At 37.5% G+C, this 15,840-nt stretch carries 10 protein-coding genes; all 10 read right to left on the reverse strand.

Translation table 11 applies throughout. The annotated features are described in order from the left end of the window. Nucleotides 1-18: 18 nt before the first annotated feature. The 10 genes from CGC58_RS06890 to CGC58_RS06935 all read right to left on the reverse strand — a co-directional run bounded on the left by CGC58_RS06890 (nucleotide 19) and on the right by CGC58_RS06935 (nucleotide 15,438). Nucleotides 19-492, reverse strand: coding sequence for a hypothetical protein (locus CGC58_RS06890; protein ID WP_095896055.1), 474 nt, complete (start codon nucleotides 490-492; stop codon nucleotides 19-21). Next, entirely contained in the window at nucleotides 473-1,027 is a 555-nt protein-coding gene (locus tag CGC58_RS06895) for an RNA polymerase sigma factor (RefSeq protein ID WP_095896056.1), read from the reverse strand. The genes CGC58_RS06890 and CGC58_RS06895 overlap by 20 nt, the downstream gene beginning before the upstream one ends. 149 nt (nucleotides 1,028-1,176) lie before the next feature. Continuing rightward, entirely contained in the window at nucleotides 1,177-2,655 is a 1,479-nt protein-coding gene (locus CGC58_RS06900) for a RagB/SusD family nutrient uptake outer membrane protein (protein ID WP_095896057.1), read from the reverse strand. A 12-nt stretch (nucleotides 2,656-2,667) separates the two neighbouring features. Continuing rightward, the gene (locus tag CGC58_RS06905; protein WP_095896058.1) at nucleotides 2,668-5,694 is read right to left on the reverse strand and encodes a SusC/RagA family TonB-linked outer membrane protein; all 3,027 of its coding nucleotides are present in this window, start codon (nucleotides 5,692-5,694) and stop codon (nucleotides 2,668-2,670) included. A 219-nt stretch (nucleotides 5,695-5,913) separates the two neighbouring features. After that, nucleotides 5,914-6,990: a hypothetical protein gene (locus CGC58_RS06910; RefSeq protein ID WP_095896059.1), complete on the reverse strand. Its 1,077-nt coding sequence runs from the start codon at nucleotides 6,988-6,990 to the stop codon at nucleotides 5,914-5,916. Nucleotides 6,991-7,007: 17 nt separating this feature from the next. Further along, nucleotides 7,008-8,414, reverse strand: a complete 1,407-nt coding sequence (locus CGC58_RS06915; RefSeq protein WP_095896060.1) for a BT_3987 domain-containing protein — start codon at nucleotides 8,412-8,414, stop codon at nucleotides 7,008-7,010. Nucleotides 8,415-8,432: 18 nt separating this feature from the next. Further along, entirely contained in the window at nucleotides 8,433-9,617 is a 1,185-nt protein-coding gene (locus CGC58_RS06920) for a DUF1735 and LamG domain-containing protein (protein WP_095896061.1), read from the reverse strand. Between the two features lie 19 nt (nucleotides 9,618-9,636). Continuing rightward, a complete protein-coding gene (locus CGC58_RS06925; RefSeq protein ID WP_232748804.1) occupies nucleotides 9,637-10,692 on the reverse strand; it encodes a glycoside hydrolase family 18 in 1,056 nt (351 codons plus the stop codon). 24 nt (nucleotides 10,693-10,716) lie between these two features. After that, nucleotides 10,717-12,258 carry a SusD/RagB family nutrient-binding outer membrane lipoprotein gene (locus CGC58_RS06930; protein ID WP_095896063.1) on the reverse strand — a complete coding sequence of 514 codons (1,542 nt, stop codon included), beginning with the start codon at nucleotides 12,256-12,258 and terminating at the stop codon, nucleotides 10,717-10,719. Nucleotides 12,259-12,276: 18 nt separating this feature from the next. Beyond that, complete coding sequence (locus CGC58_RS06935; RefSeq protein WP_232748805.1) at nucleotides 12,277-15,438, reverse strand: SusC/RagA family TonB-linked outer membrane protein; 3,162 nt, start codon at nucleotides 15,436-15,438, stop codon at nucleotides 12,277-12,279. Between the last annotated feature and the right edge of the window lie 402 nt (nucleotides 15,439-15,840).

Raw genomic sequence — 15,840 nt, forward strand, 5'->3', positions numbered from 1 at the left:
TTTGTATTTTTTTTCTTTTTAAAGCATCATTTCGATGATATTATTTGAAAATTTAAGTTGTGTATCAAAATTGATAACCATTGCGTTGATTAATTGCTTGTTTTGCCCTTCTTCTATGATTTTATTTCGGATAGCCAGATAATCGGCGTTCATTTTTTCTAACTGTTTGAGAGCGTCTTCAGTCATTTTTTTGTTTTCCGTATGATTTTTGATAATATTTATATTCTCCTGAATGATAGGCAGATAATACTGTTCCGATTTGTAAGCTGTTTCGGATATATTTTCGAGGTTTGCAGGCTTTTGTGCTACCCAAAACAGTACCGCCACCACCGATGCAGCAACTGATATGCTCCAATAGAGAATTTTTCTAACCGTTTGGCGTTTGGGTTCAGGTCGTTTTTCGGGTTCTGACTGCCGTTTTGCTATTTTTTCAAGGAATCGGGCTTCGTGTCCGTCCGGAAGGTCGTATATGTCAAATATATTTTCTTTCATTTTTGAGTTTTTCTATGGTTTCACGTAATGATTTTTTGGCTCTGGAGAGCGTTGTTCGGCAATTTCCATCGGATATGTGTAAAATTTCACAGATTTCTTCATTATCAAAGCCTTCAATGAGCGAAAGATTCAGGATAACGCGTAATTTTTCGGGGAGCAAGCTCAGTGCGTGCAGTAAAACCTTTATTTCGTCCTCTTGAAAGTCGTATTTTTCTTGTTCGTTGTCGTCAATTTGGTCGATGAAGCTTTCTTCCAAGGAGAGGATTCGTTTTTCCTGCCGAATTATCATCAAAGCCTCATTGATTACGATGCGTTTGAGCCAACTTCCAAAGCTACTCTCTCCCCGAAACTCATCTAGCTTTTGAAACGCTTTTATGAAGGCTTCTTGCGTGGCATCTTCGGCTTTGTCCTGTTGTTGGAGCATACGCAAGGCGGTATTATACATCGCTTTGGCGTACTGTTTGTACAACTCCAATTGAGCTTTGGGGTCGTTTTGGCGACAAGCCTCGATGAGTATGTCGGTTGAAGTGGTCAAAGTCGTTCTTTTTGTTATAAAGATGCACAAAAAAAGGAATTGTTACAAAATTGAGGAATTTTTTTTCAAAAAAAATAGTTTTTTTCTAAAAAAATTCCGCACAAGAATAATTCTTGTACGGAACTTATAGTTTTCACATAGAAAAGCTATTACCATCCTGGGTTCTGCTGTAATTTTCCGTGAAGTTTATCTCTACTGGGAATAGGCCATACAAAGCGGAAATCATCAACTGAACGATTGAGTTCGTGAAATTGTGTCGTGGGCAAAGTTTTGGCTAATGCCTCAATTTTTTGAGGATTTCTTCGTATTACAGGTTCTTTCCATCGTTTCAAATCAAACAAGCGAAATCCCTCAAAGGCAAATTCCCGTAGACGTTCCGTCTTAATTTCCTCCCATAGTGCATTCCCACTGAGATTTACAGTTTGCAAACCTCGAGATTTTTTAATTTCGTTAAGATGGTACAATGCGTTTGCTTGGTCGTTATTTTTGAAAGCAGCTTCACTGGCAATCAAATAAGCTTCGGCGACACGAAAGACTTTCGGTGCGTGTGCATAATCGGGATTCTCTTTACCCGTTTCGAGCTCAGGGTTACCTGGATATTTATTCACAATGTAAATATCAGGCACATCGTCATTAAACCCAACTTCAATAGTTTCCTTTCTGAAATAAATATCTCTTCGATAATCATCATCTCCGTACAAATCTACAATCCATTGAGTGGGAATATAGTATGGCCTTACTTTTCCTCTTGACTCCAAAATGTAAATACCATTTGTTGAAGGAAGTTGGTCTGGTTTTGCTACGTAAAGTTGAGTTATACTTTCTGATTTAGAATCATTATGCCACATCTTTTGTAGCTCTTCTGAGGAAGAAGCCAACGGATATGTACTCAAAATTTCGTTTGCATTTTTGTAGGCTTCACTCCATTGCCCCATAAAAAGCAATACGCGGGCTTTAAGTATTTTTACCGCATCAATCGTAAAGGTATCGGCTCCTTCTTCTCCATTTTTGTTTTCAAGTAGCGTTTCTGCTTTGGTAATATCCGACAGAATTTGATTGTATGTTTCTTGTAAAGAAGCTCTTACATTTTTGGTTTTTGTATTAAAAACCAATTCTAACGGAACACCCAAATCTGACTGAGCTGTTGCTTGATCATAAACCTTGCAAAACGAAGTTACCAAACGCGTGTAGATATACGCTCTCCCTAAATGAAGTTCTCCCGTGTATTGATTGAGTAATTCTCTTTCCTCTTCGTCCCTAACGGAAATTCGTGTAAAACCGCTTAAAGCTTCGTTGATATTACTAATGGTTCTATAACTTTCCCTCCAAAAATCTTCTAAATTTATGTCATCTGGTTTTAAGGTTTCCCATCGATGGAAGGCCTCGTAACGCCCTCCATAAATTGCAGTAGCATTGAGCAAATCACTCTGCACATCATTCGTCATCATATATCCGCCATAAACGCTGGAACGCAACCGAATATACATTCCGTTTACCCAGGCTCGTGCGTCAATTACCTTTTCAAACGCATCTTTTGAGGCAATGGAGTCATACGGTGATTGCTCTAAATTATTACAGCCAACTAAGGTCAATGTTATGATTATAAAAATGTAATTAAGTGTTTTCATTTTGTTGCCCTATTAAAATTTTATTTCTATTCCAAAAGTATATTCTTTCGTTCCGGGATTAGCTCCTGCGGAACCCGCCGATGTGTCAAACTCAGGGTCTAATCCGGAATATTTGGTGAAGGTCAACAAATTACGACCTGTACCAAAAACACGTATATCTTTAAAAAAACCTATTTGATTAAGAACCTTTTGTGGCAAGCTATAACTCAACGTAAGATCTTTCATACGAATGAAAGAGGCATCCTCTATCAAACGACTGTCATACTCGGTAAAAGGCAATCCGTGTTCATAAGCAGGAAACGTTGCAACATCTCCTGGTTTCTTCCAATTGTCAAGCACCCTACGGCTTTGATTGGAGTCAGGAAAGGATATTGTCCCAACAGGATTTTCAGTAAAATAACGATCACTATTTATTGTATATTTTCCAGAAGAAAAAGCAAAAGCAACTCGTAAACTGAGGTTTTTATAAGCCGCGTCTAACCCGAAGCCCCCATTAAATGGCGGATTTCGTTTGATGCCCGTATTTTGCCTTAATGCAATCGCGTCAAATGTGTTAGTTACACTGTTAGCGTCTATATTGGTATGTATCAAGTCTTTACCTGGTAGATACCACTGTGAATATCCATCTTCTGGATTTACACGCCAAAATATTGGATAAAAATACAACAAAGGTTCGCCTACTACAAAACTTACAGGAGTTTGTTCCCCAATAATATAAGGCAGATTATTGTGCAATTCTAAAATTTTTTCTTGATTGTAATTTAACGATAGGAAAGGCGTTACGTAAAAGTCCTTACCCTTGACAACACTTACTGCTAAGGTTGCATCAATTCCTCGATTTTGGAATTTCCCTCCATTTTCCACAATTCCCTCACTTCCCGAAAAAGAAGGGCGTGGTACAAAGCCTAACATATCGTTGATAACTCGGTCATAAACCTCAACAGTCAGATCAGCTCTCTTAAACATTCCCAAAGTTACCGCTAATGTAGTTTTAAGCTGTTTTTGCCATTGAATATCAGGATTTCCAGCCCCCGAAAGCAAATAACCAGGTAAATCTTTATAGGACTGGTTATTCAAAACCAAAGAAAGAGAGGCGTAATCACTAAGAGCATTGGAATTTCCACTTGTTCCGACACTAAATTTCAGGTCTAAATCATCAATCCAAGAGGAATTCTTTAAGAATTTTTCTTCTTTAAGTTTCCACAACATTCCTACCGACCAAAAGTTTGCATAACGATTGTTCTTTCCGAAACGTGATGAGCCATCTCTTCGAGCAGAAATATCAAAGAAGTACTTGTTGTTATGTCCGTAGTCCGCACGAATGAAAAAGGAATTGTACGTACTAACCGAACGCCCATCTCCCACATCTTTGTCAGAAGTGCCGTGAGAAAGCATTGTTGCACGGTCAGACGTTTGTCCTTTGGAAATAGCTAAAAAATGAGAATTATCATAACTTACTGACTCTTGCCCCAATAGGAAAGTAAACCTATTATTCCCATTTATGTTATGTACATACTCTGCGGTATTAGTAAAGGTTTTAATAATGTTTTCTCCTGATGTACGTGAAGTATGGGCTTTTTGTTTTGACGAACTCAAACTTATTTCATTATCTCTCTGAATATACGAAGGATATATGAAATCATAACCAATAGAATTGATATATTCCACTCCTATTTGTGATTTGATTGTCAGGTTCTCTATTGGATTGACAATGAAACTTATCTGAGGAATAAAGTTCATATTTTTTGTCTTTGCAGGATGATTATCTGCAATGTAATTGGGGTGAGGAACTTCCAAACCAGGAATATAATCATATCTTTTTCCGTTTCCGTCAACAGGCGTGTAAATAGGTGGCGAAAGAATGGACAAACTTCCGTAAGAAGCATTCATTCCTCCAACGTAAGGGTTTTGCATATATTCTCCATAATTGGCGGATACGCTTAAATTCAAATCTAACCAATCGGTTAAGGAAGTCCTCAAATTTATTCGACCCGTATATCTCTTGAAACCTGAACGATACATTAGTCCTTCTTGGTTAAAGAAACTACCAGACACATAATAATTGGTTTTTTCACCCCCTCCTGAGGCTGAAACATCAATCTGTTGATTAGGTACATTATTTCTGAAATAAACTCTATCCCACCTTGTACTATAAGGATTTTCTCTCAAAAGTGCATCTACCTCTTCCTGAGTCATATAGCCTTTATCAACCAAATAATACGCATATTCATCAACATTCATTATGTCGTCAAAGAATTTACGACTTGCCAAAGATGAAAAACCGTATTGCGAACTTATTGAAATGACTGGTGTCTGTCTGTTTTTTCCGTTCCGAGTAGTGATATAAATTACCCCGTTGGCAGCACGAGTCCCGTAAATGGAAGTTGCCGAGGCGTCTTTCAGAACGGAAACACTTTCAAAATCAGAAGGATTCATCATAATCACAACTTTTTTGGAAACTGGTGAACCGTCCAGAATAAACAAAGGATCTCCACCCCCATATAACGAGCCAATTCCGTGCAAACGAATACTTCCCATTCCGTAAGGCTCTCCCGAATTAGAGAAGATGGAAAGCCCTGCCACCTTGCCCTGCAAGGCATCAAGAAGATTTGCCGACGGTTTGTTAGAAACTTGTGTCCTATCAATTTTTACTACTGACCCAACCAAAGTGCTCACCTTTTTAGCAGAACCATACCCAACAACAACGACATCTTCTAACTCATTGATTTCTAAAACCATTTCTACATCAATAGTTTGAATACCTGGCTTTACTTTATGTTCTTGCTTTTCCATTCCTAAAATGTAAAAGATTAAAACATCGCCATCTTTCGCCTCTATTCGATACATTCCATTATAATCCGTTTCCACACCACGCATCGTATTCTTTACCGTAACACTTATATTGTGAAGTGGTATTCCAAATTCATCGACCACTTTCCCAGTAATCAGCCTATTTTGTGCCAAAGCAGTTTGTATAAAAACACAAAAGAACAAAACAAGTCCAAACCATTTCAATGTTTTTTTATTGTTGACCTCCATAAACAGATAAATTAACTATAATAACGCCACAAAAATAATATTTTTTCCCATACCAAAAAGATTTGATGATTTTTTTTTACAAAAAACAATGAATCAATATCGTTTTGACATATATTCAAAAAAAGAAGCCCAACCACATTTGGATAGGCTCCTTATCTTCGATTAGAATACTCGTTTCTGTTTAGCTTCTGTACTATTTTTCCCAAACGAAGAAAAAAATTACCACCCAGACACGCTAACGAACATTTCCCGTTTGGTAGCTCCTTTCTTTTTCTGTATCTTACCGTTTACGAGTTCGCCCTGATAGATATCAAAGACGCGTATCGTTTGATTCACTTTTGTTCGAATCAACTCTTTGAGAGTCAAGGAAAGTACTCCTTTTCGGTCAGGATTCAAGCTGTGTACTTCAACTAATTCTTCATTCACATTATCAATAAAAATGTGTTCTTCCTGCTCCATAAAAGTATAGAATTGAAGTTCCGTACTCAAATCATCAAATCCTATATAGTGTGAAAAAGTGTTAGGAAGAGACTGCGACCACCACTCTGTGCTTTTGTAATATGGTGCTGTTTCTCCTACAAATGTAATTTCACCTATTTTTTCTCCTTTTTGGTCATTAACAAGCGAATATACAGGCAACTGTACTGAACCTCCGTTTGCTAATTTTGTAGCATTTATCGCTATTCTGTATTTGGCACCATCACCTTGCTTTTGAACCGCAACCACTTGTACTCCTTCTTGCATCAAATCTTCCAAAAATACAGGACCTAAAAACTCCATATCAATGGCAGCTCTCTTTCCTGTTTCTTTTGTATTCAAAACCCATACGGTTTTTCTATCATCATCTGTGTAAACAAAACTCCCTTCTCTTTCCACCAGATTTTTTACGTCTATGTAAAAGTTAGGAATCACTTTGTCTTGTACGATTTGCAGAACAAAATCATTATACCCTTCTCTCTTAAAAATTACTTTTTCGGAGATTTCGTTAATGTTTCGTCCGTAAAAATCGGCATAAAATTCACGCGGATTTTTTGTTTTGACTTTCAGGAATTCTCCTTTTTGCAACTCCACATCTTCTGAAAAAGAAATACTTACCCGATAATCTTTGCCTTGTTCCAAAGTTATTTTTCCTTCCTTAACAGCATCAGTAATAATGTTTTCTCCTTGTTTTACCACGATTTCTGTCGGGATTAAATCTTTTTTGGAGCCAACTATCGGGGTTTCACCTTTGTTATCGTCGTCCTTAGCACATCCTACAATTAGTAATGCACTTATCAAATATACAATATTTTTCATTTTATTTTCACTTTAAATTAATCTTTGGGTCCGTTATGATACTTTCCTTCGAAAATACATTCTTCTCCGTAAAAAAGTTTGGTTGCTTCGCTTAAAGCGGTGGCAGCCCTACCTCCTTTTATAGTTCTTCCATTTATGTTGAAAATCATCAGCAAGCCCATACAATCTCGAAGATTTTGTTCTGCTCTATATTTGGCGTTGTACGTATTTAACCCTCCTTGTGCAGCTTCTATTGATAGTTTCCCATAACGTTCATCAGGAATTCCAGCAAAAGAGCCGTGATCTTCGCTATAATTCGCCCAACTGTAATCCAAGTAATCCTTAGGTTTTTTGCCTGTTTCATCAACGGAATCATACCTCAGATTGTGTCCGTAATCGTACAATGTCAATAATTTATCAGGCATTACCTCTTTCATTGCTCTCATAAACCATAAAAGAGACTGATTGCCTTTTTCAGGTTTTTCTGGTAGCACATCGTACCTTGCATACTCCTCATCAATATCCCAGCCATCAATACCCAGCTTATCGGTGTAATGCTTGCATTGGCGAGCAAAATCAAGAGCTTCTTCGTAATTTTGGAAGTTGTAATATCCTACTCCTTGATGGTTTGGTAATATGTCAATAAGTACTTTTATACCTCTGTATGTTAAAGGTTTAATATATTTTTCAGGGTCGTTTACAATGGGTTGTAATTTATCGTTGAAATGCAGGACACGTCTTCCCGCCTTTGCATCGTAATTCATATTGGCAGCAAAGAGAATCACTATGTCAAAAACAGGTTTTTTGCTTTCCTTCAAGATAAATTGCCCCATATTGCGGATATCCCAATCATTGGTTTCTACATAAGCTACCATTTTCATAGGCTCTTTGCGATTAGGACAGTTGTAATCCCCAGAAGGCATTGGCTTTTTGTTTGTTTCTGAAATGGCTACATAATCAGCATCTTTGCGGATAAACACAGGGTGCATCATTTTCTTTCCGTCCATATTGACAATTAAAGGCAAAATGTAATCACCTTGCTCCAAGCTCTCGTATTCTTTCAATTTTACTTGAACTTCACCTGAATTATCTCCTTTTTTGAAGGTTCCTTCAACGAACTCATAATGAGTTTCAGGGAAAAGAACATAGTCGAACACTCCTTTAAAATCATTGTAATCTTTTACTAACTTTTGCAAATCGGACTTTGCTAAGGTAATTGTACCATCTTCTTTTGCAGGATGTCCCAATTTAGCAACAAATGTGTATGTTCCGTCTGCTGATAAGTTAGAAGAAGAAGCTTCGGGATTTATTTTGTTAATTAGGGCACTCTCTGAAAATGCACCAAAAGAACTTTCAGGTTTTGGAAGTTCAAATTTTGGGTCTAATTGTGATTCACAGGCAGCCAAAAAAGATACTGCTGCGAGTGCTAAAATTATTTTTTTCATCTTAAATACAAATTAAAATTAATCAACTTTTACAGGAGCATCTTCTTCAAAAACAGTCATTTTGACTATTTGTCCTTCTATCGCTCCTTTTTGTCCTTTCATTACCAAATCTCTGCCGTTACCTGTAGCATCTTTGATTTTATTATCAACGACTTCGTTCATTTTCCAGTAAGCGTACAAGTCCGAATTCTTTTCATCAACTTCGTACATATTTTCGCTTATTTGTGCACCTGAACGAGCTACATTCCAAATTCTGATTTCAGAGAAATGGGCATTAATTCCTCTATTTCCGTTGTAACTTCTTCCTATATAGAACCCGTCTCCGTAAGAATTCAAATCTTTTGTGGAAGCGAATTCTATTATTTTTTTACCATCTACATACATTGTTGTTTTTGAATTATCAACGACCATAGCTATATGATACCATTTTTTAGGTTTGAATTTGATTCCTATGTCTGTACCGCTGGCTTGTAAATGGTCTGGGTCAACTCCTGAGTCACCAAAACGCATTAAGGCATTTCCTTCAATTCCCATAAAGGTACTGATATTTGCTTCTGTCGGAGAAAATTCATCTACATAAATAAGCCCTTCCATAGTAAACGGAGTTCCTACAGCAACTCTTTTTGAAGGTTCAAGATAAGCATCTGATTTTATACGAATAGTTTTATTAATCTGCCCTTTTACTAATTCTACGGTGTAGAACAAGGTTTTGGAAGTTTTCATTACGTTGGCTCCGCTTGCAGAATTCATCGTTACGGCAAACATATACGGAGTATTGTCTTTCAATTCCGGAGAAATAGCCATCTTTACATTTCCTACATCAGAAGTTACGTTTCCTGCTTTGATGTTTAAAGTAGAGGTAAGCTCAATGTTTTTCTCAGGAAAAGGCAAAAACGCAGTTCCGTAAGTTTTGTTGTACTTTTCAACTTCTTGAGGACTAAGGCTTAAATGAACAGAAACGTCTTGCATATTTTCCTTAGCCAAAGCCACAACAAATCGTTCTTCTTTTTTCGTTCCTACATCGCTGATAGACGCAGAAACAGAGGTTTTTTGAGAAAAATCGGCTTGTTTTCGGCTTGTACCTTCTAATTTATATAGAATCGCTTGTTGCTCAAATAATTCGCCTCCTTCTTTTTCCTCATTTGAACAGGATATTACAGAGAGGCAACTCATCGCTATAAATGCTAATTTTGTGAATTTCATTTCGATTAATTTTTAAATATTAATTCTGAGATTGTAGTTTACCGATGGCATTTCGCAGGGTTTTGAAAGTTACATCACCCAACTTGTCATAGTAATTCTTTTCGATGTGATAATATGCCACACCGCCTTTGTTAGAGCCTTTCCAGTTAATCACATCAATGATACGATTCAATCTTCCGCCCGGAACGAAGATTTGCGAATCTCCAAAACCTTCGGCTAAATCTTCCTCAGTAAAATCAGCTGAAGGCAAGTATCTGAAGTTAGACCAACTTTGTGCTTGCTCGTCAAAATTCTTGAATAATTGTTTTCCTAATTTGCGATATACTATCCAATTAGCCGAGTCAATAGGTTTAACCTCTGCTGTTGTTGTATCATTACCGTGCGGATTTTCTGCCACAAAGAGAAGTTTTTTTCCTTTGCCTGCTTCTTTTGTGATTTCTGCTAGAAATTTGTCCAGATTTTCAGTAGAATACACCTCGTTCAAGTTTTGAGGAAATTCAACACTGATTCCGTCAAATCCGTTTGATTTGACAATATTAAGCAATTCAGCAGCTTGTTTTTCTAATTTTTGATTTGCTACGCTTGCCAGATTTTCGGTAACTTCTTGCTCAATTTTTTTGAAAACTTCTTTCTTTTCTTGGCTAGTTAGTCGCTCGTTCGAAATTTTCCATTCTTGCTCTTTTTCAGTTATTTGTGCACCTATTGCCTGTTCTTTTTCGGCTTCATATTGTTGATATGCACTTTCAAAATCAACTCCTAAAAGTACTTTGGTTGCTTTTTTCTCTTGAGCAAATTGCATATCGTTTTTTAAATCTTCGGTTATGTTATCATATCCGCTTTTTATTACAACGATATCCAAGCTATCGGGGGTGTTCATCAAAAAAGCACCGCTTTCTTTTCCCCAATTGTACATCATTCCCATCACGATATTTCTTTTTTCCAATTCGGCTTGGGACTTGTATTTCTTCAATGTTTCGGTATCGATATCTCGCTGAGGAGCAATAACTTCAATTGGCTCAACTTTACTGCACGCCACAGCTAATAATCCGAAAATGATTCCTATTTTTTTCATCATTAAATCTTTATTTATGTGAATAAATTATCTTGCCCACCAAAGGTCAGTGCCTCCGTTGTCCGCTCCTCCTAACAGATTAACAGCTTCTTGAATGTTTTTAAGGTTACTTCCTTCGTATTCTTTGGTAGAGAATGGTAATCTTCGCATTCCTCCAACATCTTTTCCGTTTTGTTGAGAGATGGTTTTTACCGAACCTCCGCTTTTGTTTTCAATAGCCGGAAGTAAATTCGGATAACCTGTTCTACGCCATTCTGCCCAACCTTCGTGTGAACCGTACGGGAACATTGCAATCCATTTCTGTGTGATGATTTTTGCTAATCGTTGCTCATCGTTGTTTGCATTTTCCCAAGCCACTGTAATTGAAGAATTGAAAGAAGCATCATCGTATCCGGCTTCTTTTTCATCAAGGAAAGCTCCTCTTTGGCTGTCGTTGGTCAGATAAGCAGTAGCATCTTCTGCTCCCCATTGTTCAAATGAAAGCTTAACTCCTTGCTTGTACAACTCTTCGGCAGAACCGCCCATATTCCAATTTTTCAAAGCTCCTTCGGCTTTCAAGAAAGCGACTTCCGCAGCCGAGAAAATCATAATCGGAGAGTTTTTTTGAAGATTTGGCAATGAATAATTATCTTTTGTAAAAGCAATGTTTGGAGCTCCACTTCTGCAACCGAAATACTTCTGTCTTCTACCATCTACTTCTGTGAAATATTTCGCACGACGTGGGTCAGAAAAAGCATTCATATACTCGGTAATGTCAGCACTTACGCGTGAATCTCCCCAAGAGGCACTTACTTTAAAGGCTGGATTATCAAGCGTTACCAGCTGAGCGTTGTCGGCATTGGCTGTAATTACTCCTCCACTAACTGCCATTTCAGCATATTTTTTGGCTTCGGCAGGAGCTGCTTTTGACATTCTTACAGAAATACGAAGAAGCAATGAATTTGCATATTTAATCCATTTTTGCATATCTCCTTTGTAAACATTGTCAAACGGAGCGTACTCTCTGTCGGATGCATCTACTTTTTTCAATCCTTCGATAGATTTTACCAATTCCTCACAGAAACTCAAATACAAATCTTTTTGAGAATCATAAGGTACTTGCTGTTGCCCTTCTTTCATCTGCGAATAAGGAAGAGGTCCGTAGGTGTCTGTTAGCCAGTGAGTAATAGCCACCCGATAAATGCTTCCTAATGCAAAATAAGGTTTGTCATAATCTCCTTTTGAAATCTTTTTTAACTCGTTATATGCTTTGTAAATTTTGGGGTACGTATCGTTAAAAGGATAACTGAACCAACCTGCTCTTGGATTATATGTTTGGTAATCTCCTGTAAATTTGGTGGTTGCGTATCCCGAATAACCCGTTGCATATAAGTCAAAACACATTTGGTATGAGTTTTCTTGCTCAGGGAGTATCAACTTTTGCAAGTCAATCAACTGGTTACCACCTTGCGGTATTCTGTCCAGTTCTTTCGCTGTAATCCCATACTGGTCTTGATTCATTTTTTCAAAATCCTTGGTGCAACTTCCTACAATAAGGGCAATTGACGCTATTATAATAGACTTTTTCATTTCGTTCAAATTATAAAATTAAAAATCAGCTTTGATGCTCAACCCGATGCTGCGTTGGCTCGGTATCATAAAATAATCCAACCCTTGTACATAATTTCCTGTTGAAGAAACTGACTCAGGGTCAAACGGTGCTTCGCTGTAAAGCATAGCCAAATTACGTCCGATGACAGAAATGGTAAGTCCCATAGAATCGTTTAGTAATTTTTTAGGCAATTTGTATGAAATGTAGGCTTCTTGCAAGCGAACATTTGTTGCTGAATATGTGTAATATTGAGCTAAGCGATTTTTTCCTCGTTCTTCAAAGTAATTTTTTGCGTTGATAGGGAAACCGTTAACGTAAACTCCGCCTGCGTCACGTGCTTCGGCAGAAGCTTTTGAAACTCCGTAATGGTCTAAAGCGGCTTCTGTCATTGAAATAGCTACACCTCCTAAACGTGCAGAGAGCATCGCACCGAAGCTAAGGTTTTTGTAGCTGAAATCATTTCTCCAACCCATTGTAACATCAGGAAGTACACTTCCTAATTTTTCAAAATGACCGTTGGCAAATTCACTCTTAGTTACATTTCCTTTGGCATCAATGTAGATGTTTCCGTCAGAGTTACGTGTGAAATCAGCATTGGAATACACATCTCCGAGCGAGCCTCCTTTTTTAAGAATGTAACGCAATGAACCGAATGAGTTTTTAACCAAATGTTCTTTGCCTTCTTTCTCTCCGGTTATAGGATTTACATAATCTTCCACTAACGACATAATTTCGTTTTTGTTGTATCCCATTGTAAAGTGGCTATTCCAATTAAAGTCTTTAATTAGTTGGAAATCATAACCTAATCCTAATTCAATACCTCTGTTACGAACATCTCCTGTTTGAAGATAAATTTTGTCATATCCTGTTGAAGGTGAAATTTCGGAACCAATAGTTTGATTTTTAGTATTCGTTTGATAGAAAGTTGCATCCAAAGTCAATTTTCCTTTTAACCATTTTGAAGCAATTCCCACTTCATACGAATTGGTACGTTCAGGGAACAATTCTCCGATTGGGAAGTGTGAAACTGTTTTCCAAGTTTTGCTATCTTGGTCAAAAGTATAAGTTGGAGTTGTTAGGCTTCTGTCGAAAGGAGAACCCACTGAACTGAACGCCAATCGAACTTTCATAAATGACAGAATCGGACTGATTTTCGTTTTTGTATCCACTGAAAGCATATCGGTTACTACCGCTGAAAGCCCAACAGAAGGATAGAAGAATGATGAATTTGGCGAGTTAGCCAATTGCGAAGCCCAGTCGTTACGTCCTGTTAATGTTAAGTACAGATATCCGTTGTATCCGGCTTCCACACTACCGAAGATAGATTGCGTTTGTTCTATCCAACCAACTTGACCGATTCTTGTTTTTTGAGCTCCTTGTTCTACGTTGAAAGTGTTAAATACGTTCGGAATTCCGTTTTCACGAAGCGGACCTGCTATTTGTGAATCGTCGTAGCGAGTGTCTTGCAACGATGCCCCAAGGTTGGCTGTGATTACAACGTCTTTCTCTCCGAATTTGAATCTTTTTGAGAAATTAGTCAAAACGTCGGCATACGTTTGTCTTTCTGTCCCTTTTAGTAACCCGAAATATCCGGTTTTGCTAACATCTAACGTCGGAGCTGTTGTTGCATAACGTTTGTCAGTTGATTTGATGTGTGAATTATCAGTACGAACACGCCCGGCAATGTCCCATTTTTCAGTTTCCGACCATTTTTTCAAATCGTAAGAAATACCAAGAGCAACCATATTACGTTCTCTTTTCACGTCACGTAGGTTGCGGTATGCTACCCAATACGGATTTTGAAGAGTGTAATCGCCTGTTCCGTAACGCCATTCCTGTTCGTATATCTTACGTGCCGGATTATATCTTTCAAACGTGTGTACGCTTTCAAAATTTTCACCACGAGGAAGTAAATACGCTCCAACTAACGGGTTCATATATTCTCCTTGGTTTACCATATTGCGGTGGTCTTGCAAGATGTAATTTACTGAAGCATCAATTTTTAACTTGTCATCAAGCAAATGTGCTGTATTTCTGAAAGTGAAATTGTATCGGTTGTATTGATTATTCGGAACGATACCTTCCGCTTGTGTGCTACTTGCAGAAAAATACGTTTGATTTTTTTGGCTTCCGCCAGATAACGAAACGTTATTGGTTAAAGTGTATCCGGTTCTGAAGAAGTCTTTCGGATTGTATCTTTCAAAATCCGCAGGAAGTTTTGCTCCCCAAGATTCTACTCTTCCGTCATTTCCGTATGTATTTTGGAATTCCGGTAAGATGAAAGGAGTGGAAACTTCCGTGTTTGATGAAAAACTAACCTGAAGTTTGCCTTCTTTCCCTTTTTTAGTAGTGATAAGAATAGCTCCGTTTGCTGCTGCCGAACCATAAAGTGCTGCTGCTGAGGCTCCCGTAAGAACGGTCATACTTTCAATATCCTCAGGGTTTATATCAGCGATACCTTCCGTTGAACCTGATGATTGGAAACGTCCGCTTCCTTGTGCCATCGTTGTAGAAAACAAAGGAACACCATCAATAACGTACAAAGCGTTATTAGATTTTTCAATGGATTTGGCTCCACGCATTACAACCTTGGTAGCACCTCCAATTCCGGAAGAACTTCGTTGGATAGTAACTCCGGCAACTTTACCGTTAAGGCTGTTTACAAAGTTTGCATCTTTTACTTTAGTCAGTTCCTCACTGTTTACTTGTTGTACGTTGTAACTCAAGGCTTTTTCTTGTCGCTTGATACCCAAGGCAGTAACTACTGTACCTTCAAGCTCCATAACTTCCTCTTGCAGAACAATTTTCAAACCTGATTGTGATTTACTAACTTTGATAGTTTGCTCTTTGAACCCGATGTACGAGAATACCAATTCGGTTTTGTCATTCGGTACATTGATTTCAAAATTTCCGTCAAAATCGGATGTAACTCCTACGGAAGTGCCTTTAACAATGATGTTTACTCCGGGCAAAGGCTCTCCGTTAGCGTCTGTTACTACTCCGCTTACTTTTTTAGTCTGTTGTTGAAAAACAGTGGTTTTTCCAAACAAACCATCAGTCTTTCCATAGACTGAATTTGTCCAAAATCCACCTACAAGAATGGTAAGAAATCCTAATCTTACAGCTTCTTGCATAGATTTCATTAAAACACGCATCATATTTCAATTATTTAATTTTTGTTTCCTTATTTTTGATAATCTTCTAAAAAATTACTTTTCTTAGAGTCTCGCAAAGCTACAAAAACGTTTTATTATAGCAAAGAGAAAAGCTAATATTTTTCTAAATAAAAGTGAAAAGAATCTAAAAATCCGAGTATTTAGATTTTTTATAAATAATAAAGATATTTCAAACGTAATTTCCGTATTTCGTAAAAAATATTCAAGTATTGTTCTGAAATAAAATTAAGCATTGTGAAATAAATTTTTCTCTGAAAAACAGTTTTTTGTATATTTGCGGTCTGTCTGTTTGTCAAACAGTAACGGGACGGAAATTGATTGCATAAAACGACGATTATTGCCTTTTGATTTAGCTTGATTGTCTGTCGTTGTTTGTCGATTTGT

This window comes from Capnocytophaga stomatis (assembly GCF_002302635.1).
GTDB lineage: Bacteria > Bacteroidota > Bacteroidia > Flavobacteriales > Flavobacteriaceae > Capnocytophaga > Capnocytophaga stomatis.

Bases quoted from the DNA above. Each gene is read 5' to 3' on its own strand.
- CGC58_RS06890 (WP_095896055.1), bottom strand. From the start codon at position 492: ATGAAAGAAAATATATTTGACATATACGACCTTCCGGACGGACACGAA.
- CGC58_RS06900 (WP_095896057.1), bottom strand. From the start codon at position 2,655: ATGAAAACACTTAATTACATTTTTATAATCATAACATTGACCTTAGTT.
- CGC58_RS06905 (WP_095896058.1), bottom strand. From the start codon at position 5,694: ATGGAGGTCAACAATAAAAAAACATTGAAATGGTTTGGACTTGTTTTG.
- CGC58_RS06910 (WP_095896059.1), bottom strand. From the start codon at position 6,990: ATGAAAAATATTGTATATTTGATAAGTGCATTACTAATTGTAGGATGT.
- CGC58_RS06915 (WP_095896060.1), bottom strand. From the start codon at position 8,414: ATGAAAAAAATAATTTTAGCACTCGCAGCAGTATCTTTTTTGGCTGCC.
- CGC58_RS06920 (WP_095896061.1), bottom strand. From the start codon at position 9,617: ATGAAATTCACAAAATTAGCATTTATAGCGATGAGTTGCCTCTCTGTA.
- CGC58_RS06925 (WP_232748804.1), bottom strand. From the start codon at position 10,692: ATGATGAAAAAAATAGGAATCATTTTCGGATTATTAGCTGTGGCGTGC.
- CGC58_RS06930 (WP_095896063.1), bottom strand. From the start codon at position 12,258: ATGAAAAAGTCTATTATAATAGCGTCAATTGCCCTTATTGTAGGAAGT.
- CGC58_RS06935 (WP_232748805.1), bottom strand. From the start codon at position 15,438: ATGATGCGTGTTTTAATGAAATCTATGCAAGAAGCTGTAAGATTAGGA.